12 protein-coding genes are annotated in these 13,512 nt (G+C 65.8%); all 12 read left to right on the top strand.

Annotated elements, in window-relative coordinates:
* Positions 1–130: 130 nt before the first annotated feature.
* Genes mraZ through KSS95_RS07730 form a run of 12 tightly spaced genes read left to right on the top strand, consistent with a single transcriptional unit; the run spans position 131 to position 13,506 of the window.
* Entirely contained in the window at positions 131–586 is a 456-nt protein-coding gene (gene mraZ / locus KSS95_RS07675) for a division/cell wall cluster transcriptional repressor MraZ (protein WP_011535546.1), read from the top strand.
* Positions 583–1,530 carry a 16S rRNA (cytosine(1402)-N(4))-methyltransferase RsmH gene (gene rsmH, locus KSS95_RS07680; RefSeq protein WP_437179581.1) on the top strand — a complete coding sequence of 316 codons (948 nt, stop codon included), beginning with the start codon at positions 583–585 and terminating at the stop codon, positions 1,528–1,530. The genes mraZ and rsmH overlap by 4 nt, the downstream gene beginning before the upstream one ends.
* Positions 1,527–1,820 carry a cell division protein FtsL gene (gene ftsL / locus KSS95_RS07685; RefSeq protein ID WP_134691069.1) on the top strand — a complete coding sequence of 98 codons (294 nt, stop codon included), beginning with the start codon at positions 1,527–1,529 and terminating at the stop codon, positions 1,818–1,820. The genes rsmH and ftsL overlap by 4 nt, the downstream gene beginning before the upstream one ends.
* A complete protein-coding gene (locus tag KSS95_RS07690; protein ID WP_167659463.1) occupies positions 1,820–3,550 on the top strand; it encodes a peptidoglycan D,D-transpeptidase FtsI family protein in 1,731 nt (576 codons plus the stop codon). Before ftsL ends, KSS95_RS07690 begins: the two co-directional genes overlap by 1 nt.
* Positions 3,550–5,037: a UDP-N-acetylmuramoyl-L-alanyl-D-glutamate--2,6-diaminopimelate ligase gene (murE, locus tag KSS95_RS07695; protein ID WP_217853005.1), complete on the top strand. Its 1,488-nt coding sequence runs from the start codon at positions 3,550–3,552 to the stop codon at positions 5,035–5,037. The genes KSS95_RS07690 and murE overlap by 1 nt, the downstream gene beginning before the upstream one ends.
* On the top strand, positions 5,030–6,397 hold the full coding sequence (locus KSS95_RS07700) for a UDP-N-acetylmuramoyl-tripeptide--D-alanyl-D-alanine ligase (RefSeq protein WP_217853007.1): 1,368 nt from the start codon (positions 5,030–5,032) through the stop codon (positions 6,395–6,397). Before murE ends, KSS95_RS07700 begins: the two co-directional genes overlap by 8 nt.
* A complete protein-coding gene (gene mraY, locus KSS95_RS07705; RefSeq protein WP_134691063.1) occupies positions 6,397–7,479 on the top strand; it encodes a phospho-N-acetylmuramoyl-pentapeptide-transferase in 1,083 nt (360 codons plus the stop codon). The genes KSS95_RS07700 and mraY overlap by 1 nt, the downstream gene beginning before the upstream one ends.
* A gap of 6 nt (positions 7,480–7,485) precedes the next feature.
* Positions 7,486–8,832: a UDP-N-acetylmuramoyl-L-alanine--D-glutamate ligase gene (gene murD / locus KSS95_RS07710; protein ID WP_217853009.1), complete on the top strand. Its 1,347-nt coding sequence runs from the start codon at positions 7,486–7,488 to the stop codon at positions 8,830–8,832.
* Positions 8,829–10,043, top strand: coding sequence for a putative lipid II flippase FtsW (gene ftsW / locus KSS95_RS07715; RefSeq protein WP_134691061.1), 1,215 nt, complete (start codon positions 8,829–8,831; stop codon positions 10,041–10,043). The genes murD and ftsW overlap by 4 nt, the downstream gene beginning before the upstream one ends.
* The gene (murG, locus tag KSS95_RS07720; protein WP_217853011.1) at positions 10,033–11,112 is read left to right on the top strand and encodes an undecaprenyldiphospho-muramoylpentapeptide beta-N-acetylglucosaminyltransferase; all 1,080 of its coding nucleotides are present in this window, start codon (positions 10,033–10,035) and stop codon (positions 11,110–11,112) included. Before ftsW ends, murG begins: the two co-directional genes overlap by 11 nt.
* Positions 11,105–12,553 carry a UDP-N-acetylmuramate--L-alanine ligase gene (murC, locus tag KSS95_RS07725; RefSeq protein ID WP_134691057.1) on the top strand — a complete coding sequence of 483 codons (1,449 nt, stop codon included), beginning with the start codon at positions 11,105–11,107 and terminating at the stop codon, positions 12,551–12,553. The genes murG and murC overlap by 8 nt, the downstream gene beginning before the upstream one ends.
* Positions 12,550–13,506 carry a D-alanine--D-alanine ligase gene (locus KSS95_RS07730; RefSeq protein ID WP_217853012.1) on the top strand — a complete coding sequence of 319 codons (957 nt, stop codon included), beginning with the start codon at positions 12,550–12,552 and terminating at the stop codon, positions 13,504–13,506. Before murC ends, KSS95_RS07730 begins: the two co-directional genes overlap by 4 nt.
* The last annotated feature ends 6 nt before the right edge of the window (positions 13,507–13,512 follow it).

A 13,512-nucleotide genomic window follows, 5' to 3' on the forward strand; every position in this document is an offset into this window, starting at 1 on the left:
TAAGGGATTTCCTTATGAACGTGCCTTGACGGTGTGGCGGGCGGATTCCTATAGTGTGCGCAAGTGGCAGAAAGTGGGATGAAGTGGGTTTTCTGACACAAAAAAGCTAACATTGTGGGGAATCGCAGCCGTGTTCCGCGGAGCCAACGCCGTCAGTCTCGATGCCAAGGGCCGTCTCGCCATGCCGAGCCGGTACCGTGACGAGCTCGATTCGCGTTGCAATGGTCAACTGATCGTGACCATCGACGCCGTTGACCCCTGCTTGTGTGTTTATCCCCTCGATGAGTGGGAACAGATAGAAGCCAAGTTGCGCGCCTTGCCATCGTTGCGTGAGGAAAACCGCCGCCTGCAGCGTTTGCTGATCGGTAATGCGGTGGACCTGGAGCTCGATGGCAGTGGGCGTTTCCTGGTGCCGCCACGCCTGCGTGAGTACGCCAAGCTGGACAAGAAGGCGATGCTGGTGGGGCAGCTGAACAAATTCCAGCTGTGGGATGAGGATGCCTGGAACGCGGTTTCGGCAGCCGACCTCGCAGCTATTCAACAACCGGGCGCCATGCCCGATGATTTGCGTGACCTGATCCTGTGACCATAGATAGCGGCTTCAACCACATCACCGTCCTGCTCGACGAAGCTGTCGAGGCATTGGCCTTGCGCGCCGACGGTTGCTATCTGGACGGCACCTTCGGGCGTGGCGGCCACAGCCGCCTGATCCTCAGCAAGCTCGGGCCACAGGGGCGGCTGCTGGGGTTCGACAAGGATCCTCAGGCGATTGCCACCGGGCAAGCGCTGGCGGCCGAAGACGGCCGCTTTGTCATTGTGCAGCGCAGCTTTGCCGAGCTTGGCGACGAAGTGCGCGCCCGCGGCCTGGACGGCAAGGTCAGTGGCGTGCTGCTCGACCTGGGTGTGTCCTCGCCACAGCTGGATGACCCCGAGCGCGGCTTCAGCTTCCTCAACGACGGCCCGCTGGACATGCGCATGAACCCTGCCCAGGGCGTCAGCGCCGCCGAGTTCATCGCCACTGCCACCGTCGAAGAAATTGCCCGGGTGTTCAAGGAATACGGCGAGGAGCGTTTTGCCGGCCGCATGGCGCGCGCCGTGGTCGAGCGCCGCGAGAAGCAGCCGTTCACCCGTACCGCCGATCTGGCCGAGGTGCTCAAAGTCGCCAACCCGGCCTGGGAAAAGGGCAAGAACCCGGCGACCCGCGCCTTCCAGGGCCTGCGAATCCACGTCAATAATGAACTGGGCGACCTCGAGACCGGCCTTGAGGCTGCGCTCGATGCCCTTGAAGTCGGTGGCCGCCTGGCGGTGATCAGCTTCCACTCGCTGGAAGACCGTATCGTCAAGCTGTTCATGCGCAAGCTGGTCAAGGGCGAGGCGGACAACCTGCCGCGCAACCTGCCGGTGCAGCACAAGGTCTTCGAGCCGAAGATCAAGCTCATCGGCAAGGCGCAGTTCGCCTCCGATGCCGAGCTCAAGGCCAACCCGCGGTCGCGCAGCGCCGTGATGCGGGTGGCGGAGAAGTTGCGGTGAGCCGGCTGTTCGCCAAGCCATTGCCAGGCGGAAGCTTCCTGATGCTTCTGCTGTTCGTCGGCGTGCTGATTTCGGCTATCGCCGTGTCCTACAGCGCGCACTGGAACCGTCAGTTGCTCAACACCCTTTACGGCGAGCTGAGCGAGCGCGACAAGGCCCAGGCCGAATGGGGCCGGCTGATCCTCGAGCAAAGCACCTGGACCGCGGCCAGCCGCATCGAGAGCCTGGCCTCCGAGCAGCTCAAGATGCGCGTGCCGGCGGCTGACGAAGTGCGGATGGTGGCGCCATGATGAAGCTCGAAGGCGCACTCTACCCCTGGCGCTTCCGGGTGGTGATCGGCTTGCTGGCATTGATGGTCGGTGCCATCTGCTGGCGCATCATCGACCTGCAGGTAGTCGACCGCGACTTCCTCAAGGGCCAGGGCGATGCCCGCAGCCTGCGGCACATTCCAATCCCTGCGCACCGCGGCCTGATCACCGACCGCAATGGCGAGCCCCTGGCCGTCAGTACCCCGGTCACCACCCTGTGGGCCAACCCCAAGGAAATGCAGGCCTCGAAAGAGCGCTGGCCGCAACTGGCCGCCGCGCTGGGGCAGAACCCGCAGCAGCTGGTCGAGCGCCTCACCCAGCAGGCCAACAAGGAATTCATCTACCTGGTCCGTGGCCTGACCCCTGAGCAGGGCCAGCACGTGCTCGACCTCAAGGTGCCGGGCGTCTATGGCCTGGAAGAGTTCCGCCGCTTCTACCCGGCCGGTGATGTCACCGCGCACATGGTCGGCTTCACCGACCTTGACGACCACGGCCGCGAGGGTGTGGAGCTGGCCTACGACGAATGGCTCGCCGGGGTGCCCGGCAAGCGCCAGGTGATCAAGGACCGGCGCGGCCGGCTGATCAAGGACATCCAGGTTACCAAGAACGCCAAGGCCGGAAAGACCTTGGCGTTGTCGATAGACCTGCGCCTGCAGTACCTGGCCACCCGCGAGCTGCGCAACGCCATCGCCGAGCAGGAAGCCAAGGCCGGCAGCCTGGTGATCATGGACGTCAAGACCGGCGAAGTCCTGGCCATGGTCAACCAGCCGACCTACAACCCGAACAACCGCCGCAGCATGTTCCCCGCCGCGATGCGCAACCGGGCGATCATCGACGTGTTCGAGCCGGGCTCGACGGTCAAGCCGATTTCCATGAGCGCCGCCCTGCAAAGCGGCCGCTGGAAGGTCACCGACAAGGTCGAGGTATACCCGGGCAGCCTGCAGATCGGCCGCTACACCATCAAGGACGTGTCGCGCAGCGAGGGCCCGATCCTCGACCTGACCGGCATCCTGATCAACTCGTCCAACGTCGGCATGAGCAAGATCGCCTTCGATATCGGTGGCGAAGCCATCTACCGGGTCATGTCCCAGGTCGGCCTGGGCCAGTACACCGGCCTTGGCTTCCCCGGCGAGCGCGTCGGCAACCTGCCCAACCACCGCGAGTGGCGCAAGGCCGAGACCGCCACGCTGTCCTATGGCTACGGCGTGTCGGTGACCGCCCTGCAACTGGTGCATGCCTACGCCGCCCTGGCCAACGACGGCAAGATGGTGCCGCTGTCGATCCTCAAGGTCGACAAGGCCCCGGAAGCGGTGCAGGCGATCCCCAAGGAAACCGCCGAGACCGTGCAGGGCATGCTCCAGCAAGTGATCGAGGCGCCGCGCGGGGTGTTCCGCGCGCAGGTGCCGTTCTACCACGTAGGCGGCAAGTCGGGTACGGCCCGTAAAGCCACCGTGGGTTCCAAGGGCTACACCGAGAACGCCTACCGCTCGCTGTTCGCCGGCTTCGGCCCGATGAGCGACCCGCGCTACGCGATCGTCGTGGTCATCGACGAGCCGAGCAAGGGCGGCTACTTCGGTGGCCTGGTCTCGGCCCCGGTCTTCAGCAAAGTGATGTCGGGCACCCTGCGCCTGATGAATGTACCGCCGGACAACCTGCCGCCGTCCTCGACGCAGCAAGCCAGCGCAGTACCCGCCAAGGGAGGGCGTGGTTGATGACGATGCCATTGAGCAAATTGTTCGCCCATGCCAGCCGCGATCCGTTGATCCGCGAGCTGACCCTGGACAGCCGCCAGGTGCGCCAGGGCGATCTGTTCCTCGCCGTGCCGGGCGCCAAGGTCGACGGCCGTGAGCATATTGCCGACGCGCTGTCCCGTGGCGCCGCCGCGGTCGCCTATGAAGAGCAGGGCACCTGCGTGTTGCCGATTACCGACGCGCCGCTGATCCCGGTCAAGGGGCTGATCGGCCAGCTGTCGCAGATCGCCGGTCGCTTCTATGGCGAGCCCAGCCGCCAGATGAACCTGGTGGGTGTCACCGGCACCAATGGCAAGACCAGCGTCACTCAGCTGGTAGCCCAGGCGCTCGATGCCCTTGGTCAGCGTTGCGGGCTGATCGGCACCCTGGGCACCGGCTTCTACGGTGAATTGCAGAGCGGCCGCCTGACCACGCCAGACCCCATCGCCGTGCAGTCGACCCTCAACGACCTGAAAAAAACGGGTGCCAGGGCCGTGGCCATGGAAGTGTCCTCTCACGCCCTCGAGCAAGGGCGCGTCGCCGCGCTGGAGTTCGATATCGCGGTGATGACCAACCTGTCGCGCGATCACCTGGACTATCACGGCAGCATGGAGGCCTACGAGGCCGCCAAGGCCAAGCTGTTCGCCTGGCCGAGCCTGCGTTGCCAGGTGGTCAACCTGGACGATGCCTTTGGCCGCCGCCTGGCTGCCGACTTCGCCCGCCGCCCGAGTACCGATCATATCGAGACCCGGTTGCTCAGCTACAGCCTGGAAAACCCGGACGCTTCGCTGTTCTGCCGCGAGGCCACGTTCGACGATGATGGCGTACGGGCTACCCTCGTCACCGCGCAGGGCGAACGCAGCCTGCGCAGCCAACTGCTGGGGCGCTTCAATCTGAGCAACATGCTGGCGGCGGTGGCGACCTTGCTGGCGCTGGATTATTCGCTGGACGAGATCCTGAAAATCACCCCGCAGCTGCAAGGCCCGGTCGGTCGCATGCAGCGCCTGGGTGGCGGTGACAAGCCGTTGGTAGTGGTCGACTACGCCCACACCCCTGATGCCCTGGAAAAGGTGCTGGAGGCCTTGCGCCCGCACGCCCACGGCAAGTTGCTGTGCCTGTTCGGCTGTGGTGGTGATCGTGACGCCGGCAAGCGCCCGCTGATGGCTGCGGTGGCCGAGCGCCTGGCCGATCGTGTACTGGTGACTGATGACAACCCGCGTACCGAAGATCCGCAGCGCATCTTCGATGACATTCGCCCCGGCTTTGCCCAACCCGACAGCGTGGAGTTCGTCGCTGGCCGTGGCCAGGCCATTGCCCACCTGGTCGCCACTGCGGCTGCCGAGGATGTGATCGTGCTGGCCGGCAAGGGGCACGAGGATTACCAGGAGATCAATGGCCAGCGCCATGACTTCTCCGATTTGGTCGAAGCCGAGAAGGCCCTTGCCGCCTGGGAGGCTCCACATGCTTAAGCCCATGATGCTCAGCCAGCTGACTGCTGCGTTGAAAGCACGCCTGGCAGGCGCCGACGCCTGCTTCACCGGCGTCAGCATCGACAGCCGCAGCGTCGCTGCCGGCCAACTGTTCGTCGCCCTCAGCGGGCCGCGCTTCGATGGCCACGACTACCTGGCCGATGTGAAGGCCAAGGGTGCGGTCGCCGCGCTGGTCGAGCGCGAAATCACCGATGTCGATCTGCCGCAATTGGTGGTCGCCGACTGCCGCGTCGCCCTCGGCCAGCTTGGCGCGCTGAACCGTGCCGGCTTCGACAAGCCGGTGGTGGCCATCACCGGCTCCAGCGGCAAGACCACGGTCAAGGAAATGCTTGCCGCGATCCTGCGTACCCGCGGCCCGGTGCATGCCACCCGCGGCAACCTGAACAACGACCTTGGCGCGCCGCTGACCCTGCTGGAGATCGCCCCGGAGCACAGCGCTGCTGTAATTGAACTGGGCGCGTCGCGCATTGGCGAGATCCGCTACACCGTCGGCCTCACCCGGCCGCAGGTGGTCATCATCAATAACGCTGGAACCGCCCACGTCGGCGAGTTCGGCGGCCCGGAAAAGATCGTCGAAGCCAAGGGCGAGATCCTCGAAGGCCTGGGCGAGGGCGGCACGGCCATCCTCAACCTGGCCGACAAGGCGTTCGATATCTGGCGCAAGCGTGCCGGCAGTCACCGTGTCGTCAGCTTCGCCCTGGACAACCCACAGGCCGACTTCCATGCCAGTGACATTGGTCGCGATGCCCGTGGCTGCCCATCGTTCACCCTGCACGGCCCGGACGGCAGCGTCCCGGTGCAACTGAACCTGCTCGGCACCCACAACGTCAGCAACGCCCTGGCCGCTGCCGCTGCCGCCCACGCTGTCGGTCTGAGCCTGAGCGGTATCGCCGCGGGCCTGGGCGCCGTGCAACCGGTCAAGGGTCGCACCGTGGCGCAGATCGCCGCGAACGGCGTGCGCGTGATCGACGACAGCTACAACGCAAATCCCACCTCGATGTGCGCCGCCATTGATATACTCGCCGGCTTTTCCGGCCGCACCGTCCTGGTGCTCGGGGATATCGGCGAGCTGGGGCAATGGGCCGAGGAAGGTCACCGGCAAGTGGGCGACTACGCCCGCGGCAAGGTCGACGCGCTGTACGCGGTGGGCACCAACATGGCCCATGCTGTTCAGGCGTTTGGCGCCAATGCCCGCCATTTCGCTACTCAAGCTGAGCTGATCGATGCCGTTAGCGCCGAGACCGCCAGCGATACCACTATCTTGATCAAGGGCTCGCGCAGCGCTGCGATGGAAAACGTCGTGGCAGCCTTGTGCGAAGCTTGCGGGGAGAAACATTAATGCTGCTGCTGTTGGCCGAGTATCTGCAACAGTTCCACAAGGGCTTCGCGGTCTTCCAGTACCTGACCCTGCGCGGGATCCTGGGTGTGCTGACCGCGTTGTCCCTGGCCCTGTGGCTGGGCCCCTGGATGATTCGTACCCTGCAGATCCGCCAGATCGGCCAGGCCGTGCGTAACGACGGCCCGCAATCGCACCTGTCCAAGTCCGGCACCCCGACCATGGGCGGTGCGCTGATCCTGTCGGCCATCGCCATCAGCACCCTGCTGTGGGCCGACCTGAGCAACCGTTATGTGTGGGTGGTGCTGATCGTCACCCTGGCGTTCGGCGCCATCGGCTGGGTCGACGACTACCGCAAGGTGATCGAGAAGAACTCCCGTGGCCTGCCGAGCCGCTGGAAGTATTTCTGGCAATCGGTATTTGGCCTGGCGGCGGCGATCTTCCTCTACCAGACCGCGCCGACCAGCGTCGAAACCACGCTGATCATCCCGATGGTCAAGGACCTGGCCATTCCGCTGGGTGCCGGGTTCATCGTGCTCACCTATTTCGTCATCGTCGGCTCGAGCAACGCGGTCAACCTCACCGACGGCCTCGATGGCCTGGCGATCATGCCGACGGTGATGGTCGGCGGTGCCCTGGGCATCTTCTGCTACCTGTCGGGCAACGTGAAGTTCGCCGAATACCTGCTGATCCCCTACGTGCCGGGCGCCGGCGAGCTGATCGTGTTCTGCGGCGCGCTGATCGGCGCCGGCCTGGGCTTCCTGTGGTTCAACACCTACCCGGCCCAGGTGTTCATGGGCGACGTCGGCGCCCTGGCGCTGGGCGCCGCGCTGGGCACCATCGCGGTGATCGTGCGCCAGGAAATCGTGCTGTTCATCATGGGCGGCGTGTTCGTCATGGAAACCCTGTCGGTGGTCATCCAGGTGGCCTCCTTCAAGCTGACCGGCAAGCGCGTGTTCCGCATGGCGCCGATTCACCACCACTTTGAACTCAAGGGCTGGCCCGAGCCTCGGGTGATCGTCCGCTTCTGGATCATCACCGTGATCCTGGTGCTGATCGGCCTTGCCACCCTGAAACTGAGGTAAACGAGCGTGTCACTGATCGCTTCCGACCAATTCCGCATCGTTGTCGGCCTCGGCAAGAGCGGCATGTCCCTGGTTCGCTTCCTGGCGAACCGGGGCATTGCCTTTGCGGTCGCCGACACCCGCGAGCAACCGCCGGAACTGGACACCCTGCGCCGTGAATACCCGCAGGTGGAAGTGCGCTGTGGCGAGCTGGACGTCGAGTTCCTCTGCCGTGCCAACGAGCTGTACGTGAGCCCCGGCCTGGCCCTGGCCACTCCGGCCCTGCAGCAGGCCGCCGCGCGCGGCGTGAAGCTGTCTGGCGATATCGAGCTGTTCGCCCGTCATGCCAAGGCGCCGATCGTGGCGATCAGTGGTTCCAACGCCAAGAGCACCGTGACCACCCTGGTCGGCGAGATGGCCGCCAAGGCAGGCAAACGTGTGGCAGTGGGTGGCAACCTCGGCACCCCGGCACTGGACCTGCTCGACGACAGCGTCGAGCTCTATGTGATGGAGCTGTCGAGTTTCCAGCTGGAGACCACCGACCAGCTCAATGCCGAAGTCGCCACCGTGCTCAATGTCAGCGAAGACCACATGGACCGCTACAGCGGCCTGCCGGCCTATCACCTGGCCAAGCACAGAATCTTCCGCGGGGCGCGCCAGGTGGTGGTGAACCGCCAGGACGCCCTCAGCCGGCCGCTGCCGGTCGAAGGTCGGCCGTGCTGGACCTTTGGCCTCAATGCCCCGGATTTCAAGGCTTTTGGCCTGCGCGAAGTCGATGGTGAGAAACACCTGGCATTCGAATTCCAGACCCTGATGCCCGTGCGTGAGCTGAAGATTCGTGGCGCCCATAACCAGAGCAACGCCTTGGCCGCCCTGGCCCTGGGCCATGCCGGCGGATTGCCGTTCGCGCCGATGCTCGAGGCCTTGCGTGAGTTCAAGGGCCTGGCGCACCGCTGCCAGTGGGTCCGTGAGCGTAACGGGGTGAACTGGTACGACGATTCCAAGGCCACCAACGTCGGCGCTGCCCTGGCTGCCATCGAAGGCCTGGGGGCCGATATCGACGGCAAGCTGGTGCTGATTGCCGGCGGTGATGGCAAGGGTGCCGACTTTGCCGCCCTGCGCGCACCGGTGGCGCAGCATTGCCGCGCTGTGGTGCTGCTGGGCCGTGATGCCGAGCGCCTGGCCGAAACGCTCAAGGATGCCGTGCTGCTGGTGCACGTGCAGACCCTGGACGAAGCCGTGCAGCGCTGCGCCGAACTGGCCCAGCCGGGGGATGCGGTGCTGCTGTCGCCGGCCTGCGCCAGCCTCGACATGTTCAAGAACTTCGAACAACGCGGGCGCCTGTTCGCCCAGGCGGCGGAGGCGCTGGCATGATCTTCGGCATCCTCAAGCCTTACCCGTCGCCGCTGATCAGCGGCCGTGGCATCGACCTCGACTTCCCGCTGCTGGCCGGTTGCCTGGCACTGCTGGGCCTGGGCCTGGTGATGATCACCTCGGCCTCCTCGGAAGTGGCCGCGGTGCAGTCGGGCAACCCGCTGTACCACATGTTCCGCCACCTGGTGTATGTCGCCCTGGGCCTCGGCGCCGGGGTGCTGACCATCCTGGTGCCGATCGCCACCTGGCAACGCATGGGCTTCATGATGCTGATCGGCGCCTTCGGCCTGCTGGTGATGGTGCTGGTGCCCGGTATCGGCCGCGAAGTGAACGGCTCGATGCGCTGGATCGGCTTCAGTTTCTTCAACGTCCAGCCTTCGGAGATCGCCAAGGTCTTCGTGGTGATCTACCTCGCCGGTTACCTGGTGCGCCGGCAGACCGAGGTGCGCGAGAGCTGGATGGGCTTCTTCAAGCCGTTCATCGTGCTGTTGCCGATGGCCGGGCTGCTGCTGATGGAGCCGGACTTCGGCGCCACGGTGGTGATGATGGGCGCGGCGGCGGCCATGCTGTTCCTCGGAGGGGTGGGCTTGTTCCGCTTCTCGCTGATGGTGGTGCTGGCGGTGATATCGGTGGTGGTGCTGGTGCAGGCCCAGCCGTACCGGATGGCGCGCCTGATCACCTTCACCGACCCCTGGTCCGACCAGTTCGGCTCCGGCTACCAGCTGACCCAGGCGCTGATCGCCTTCGGTCGCGGCGAGTGGCTGGGCGTGGGCCTGGGCAACAGCGTGCAGAAGCAGTTCTACCTGCCCGAGGCGCACACCGACTTCGTGTTCTCGGTACTGGCCGAGGAGCTGGGGGTGATCGGCTCGCTGCTGACCATCGCGCTGTTCGTGTTCATCACCGTGCGCGCGCTGTACATCGGCCTGTGGGCCGAGAAGGCCAAGCAGTTCTTCGCCGCCTACATGGCGTTCGGCTTGTCGTTCCTGTGGATCGGCCAGTTCCTGATCAACATCGGGGTGAACGTCGGCCTGCTGCCGACCAAGGGCCTGACCCTGCCGTTCCTGAGCTATGGCGGCAGCTCGCTGGTGATCTGCTGCGCCTGCGTGGGGCTGTTGCTGCGGATCGAGTGGGAGAGCCGCACGCACCTGGGCAGCGAAGAGCACGAATTCAACGAGAGCGATTTTGCCGAGGAGACCAGCCATGGCCGCTGACGGCAAAAATGTCCTGATCATGGCCGGCGGTACCGGTGGCCACGTGTTCCCGGCCCTGGCCTGCGCCCGCGAGTTCCAGGCACGTGGCTACCGCGTGCACTGGCTGGGTACCCCGCGCGGCATCGAGAACGAACTGGTGCCCCAGGCCGGGTTGCCGTTGCACCTGATCCAGGTTACGGGCCTGCGTGGCAAGGGCAAGCTGTCCCTGCTCAAGGCGCCGTTCACCCTGGTCAAGGCGGTGCTCCAGGCGCGGCGCATCGTGCGTGAACTCAAGCCGGTGTGCGTGGTCGGCTTCGGTGGCTACGTGACCGGCCCTGGCGGCCTGGCCGCGCGGCTGTGCGGCGTGCCGCTGGTGATCCACGAGCAGAACGCCCGCGCGGGGACCAGCAACCGCCTGCTGCTGCCGATGGCGGCGCGGGTCTGCCAGGCCTTCCCCGACACCTTCGCCGCCAGCGACAAGCTGCGCACCACCGGTAACCCGGTGCGCCCCGAGCTGTTCATGGACGCGGCACGCGCGCCCCTGGCCGAGCGCCGCGCGCGCCTGCTGGTGATGGGTGGCAGCCTGGGTGCGGAACCATTGAACAAATTGTTGCCTAAGGCCCTGTCCGAAGTGGCGGCGAACCTGCGCCCGGAGGTGTTCCACCAGGCCGGGAAAAACCATGCGCCGATCACTGCCGAGCGTTATCGCGAGGCAGGCGTCGAGGCCCAGGTGGAACCGTTCATCAAGGACATGGCCCACGCCTATGGCTGGGCCGATATGGTGGTGTGCCGGGCCGGCGCCCTGACGGTCAGCGAACTCGCGGCGGCGGGCCTGCCCTCGATGCTGGTGCCCTTGCCCCACGCGATCGACGACCACCAGACCCACAACGCCCAATACCTGGCTCGTGAAGGCGCCGCCTTCCTGATGCCACAAGCGACAACTGGCGCAGCGCAGCTCGCTGAACGCCTGAACGAGGTGCTGATGCAACCCGAGAAACTCAACACCATGGCTGGCACCGCACGGCGCCTGGCCAAGCCTGATGCAACCAGCACCGTGGTCGATATCTGCCTGGAGGTGGCCCATGGTTGAAAGCCAGAAAGCCATGCCGCAACCGAAGATGGGCCGCATCCGTCGCATCCACTTCGTCGGTATCGGCGGCGTGGGCATGTGCGGCATCGCCGAAGTGCTGCTGAACCTGGGCTATGAAGTGTCCGGCTCCGACCTCAAGGAGTCGCCGGTCACCGAGCGCCTGCAGTCGTTCGGCGCGCAGATCTTCGTTGGCCACCGTGCCGAGAACGCCGCCACCGCCGATGTGCTGGTGGTGTCCAGCGCGATCAACCCGGCCAACCCGGAAGTCGCCACCGCCCTGGAGCGGCGCATCCCCGTGGTGCCGCGTGCCGAGATGCTCGCCGAGCTGATGCGCTATCGCCACGGCGTGGCAGTGGCCGGCACCCACGGCAAGACCACCACCACCAGCCTGCTGGCCTCGGTGTTCGCCGCCGGCGGCCTGGACCCGACCTTCGTCATCGGCGGGCGCCTGACCGCGGCCGGCACCAATGCCCAGCTGGGCACCAGCCGCTACCTGATCGCCGAAGCCGATGAAAGCGACGCCAGCTTCCTGCACCTGCAGCCGATGGTAGCCGTGGTCACCAACATCGACGCCGACCACATGGCGACCTACGAAGGCGACTTCAACAAGCTGAAGAAGACCTTCGTCGAGTTCCTGCACAACCTGCCGTTCTACGGGCTGGCGGTGATGTGCCTGGACGACCCGGTGGTGCGCGAGATCCTGCCGCAGGTCAAGCGTCCGACCGTGACCTATGGCTTCAGCGAAGAGGCCGACATCCGCGCCATCAACGTCCGCCAGCAGGGCATGCAGACCCACTTCACCGTGCTGCGCCGCGACTGCGAGCCGCTGGAGGTGTCGGTGAACATGCCCGGCAACCACAACGTGCTCAACGCCTTGGCCACCATCGCCATCGCTACCGACGAAGGCATCAGCGACGAGGCCATCGTCCAGGGCCTGTCGGGCTTCCAGGGCGTCGGCCGACGCTTCCAGGTGTACGGCGAACTGCCGGTCGACGGCGGCAGCGTGATGCTGGTCGACGACTACGGCCACCACCCGACCGAGGTCGCCGCGGTGATCAAGGCGGTGCGTGGCGGCTGGCCGAGCCGGCGCCTGGTGATCGTCTACCAGCCGCACCGCTATAGCCGCACGCGCGATCTGTACGACGACTTCGTGCAGGTGCTGGGCGATGCCAACGTGCTGCTGCTGATGGAGGTCTACCCGGCCGGCGAAGAGCCGATCCCCGGTGCCGACAGCCGCCAGCTGTGCCACAGCATTCGCCAGCGGGGCAAGCTCGACCCGATCTACATCGAACGTGGCGCCGAGCTGGCGCCGCTGGTCAAGCCGCTGCTGCGCGCCGGCGACATCCTGATCTGCCAGGGTGCCGGCGATGTCGGCGGCCTGGCCCCGCAATTGATGAAAAGCCCGCTGTTCGCAGGCGCCAAGCAGGAGAAGTCGAAATGACCAGCGCCTACGACAAGTTGCACTCGACCCTGGACGTCAAGGCCTTTGGCCGCGTCGCCGTGCTGTACGGTGGCAAGAGTGCCGAGCGCGAGGTTTCCCTGAAGTCGGGCAAGGCAGTGATCGAGGCGCTGACCAACGCTGGTGTCGACGTCGTTGCCATCGACGTCGGCGACGACCTGCTGACCCGCCTGCAGAGCGAGAAGATCGACCGCGCCTTCATCATCCTCCACGGCCGTGGCGGTGAAGACGGCAGCATGCAGGGCCTGCTCGAGTGCCTGGGGATTCCCTACACCGGCAGCGGTATCCTGGCCTCGGCCCTGGCCATGGACAAGCTGCGCACCAAGCAGGTGTGGCAGAGCCTGGGCATTCCGACGCCGCGTCACGCGGTGCTGGCCAGCGCGCAGGACTGCGTGGCAGCCAGTGCGGAACTGGGCTTCCCGCTGATCGTCAAACCTGCCCATGAAGGTTCGAGCATCGGCATGGCCAAGGTGAACAGCGAGCAGGAACTGGTCGCGGCCTGGCAAGACGCCGCCAACTACGATTCGCAAGTGCTGGTCGAGCAGTGGATCCATGGCCCGGAGTTCACCATCGCCGTGTTGCGTGGCCAGGTGCTGCCGCCGATCGCGCTGGGCACCCCGCACGTGTTCTACGACTACGACGCCAAGTACATCGCCAATGACACCCAGTACCGCATCCCGTGCGGCCTGGACAGTGCCAAGGAACAGGAACTGATCGACCTGACCGCGCGCGCCTGCGATGCCATCGGCATCGAAGGCTGGGGCCGGCTGGACGTGATGCAGGACGAGCAGGGCCGCTTCTGGCTGCTCGAAGTCAACACCGCACCGGGCATGACCGACCATAGCCTGGTGCCCATGGCGGCCCGCGCGGCCGGCCTGGACTTCCAGCAACTGGTGCTGGCGATCCTGGCCGACAGCGTAGCGACGCGAGGTTAAGCAATC

The sequence above is a fragment of the Pseudomonas muyukensis genome, from assembly GCF_019139535.1.
GTDB lineage: Bacteria > Pseudomonadota > Gammaproteobacteria > Pseudomonadales > Pseudomonadaceae > Aquipseudomonas > Aquipseudomonas muyukensis.

Coding starts and splice junctions, on each gene's coding strand:
- ftsW (WP_134691061.1), top strand. CDS start 8,829: ATGATCTTCGGCATCCTCAAGCCTTACCCGTCGCCGCTGATCAGCGGC.
- mraY (WP_134691063.1), top strand. CDS start 6,397: ATGCTGCTGCTGTTGGCCGAGTATCTGCAACAGTTCCACAAGGGCTTC.
- KSS95_RS07700 (WP_217853007.1), top strand. CDS start 5,030: ATGCTTAAGCCCATGATGCTCAGCCAGCTGACTGCTGCGTTGAAAGCA.
- murE (WP_217853005.1), top strand. CDS start 3,550: ATGACGATGCCATTGAGCAAATTGTTCGCCCATGCCAGCCGCGATCCG.
- murG (WP_217853011.1), top strand. CDS start 10,033: ATGGCCGCTGACGGCAAAAATGTCCTGATCATGGCCGGCGGTACCGGT.
- KSS95_RS07730 (WP_217853012.1), top strand. CDS start 12,550: ATGACCAGCGCCTACGACAAGTTGCACTCGACCCTGGACGTCAAGGCC.
- KSS95_RS07690 (WP_167659463.1), top strand. CDS start 1,820: ATGAAGCTCGAAGGCGCACTCTACCCCTGGCGCTTCCGGGTGGTGATC.
- murC (WP_134691057.1), top strand. CDS start 11,105: ATGGTTGAAAGCCAGAAAGCCATGCCGCAACCGAAGATGGGCCGCATC.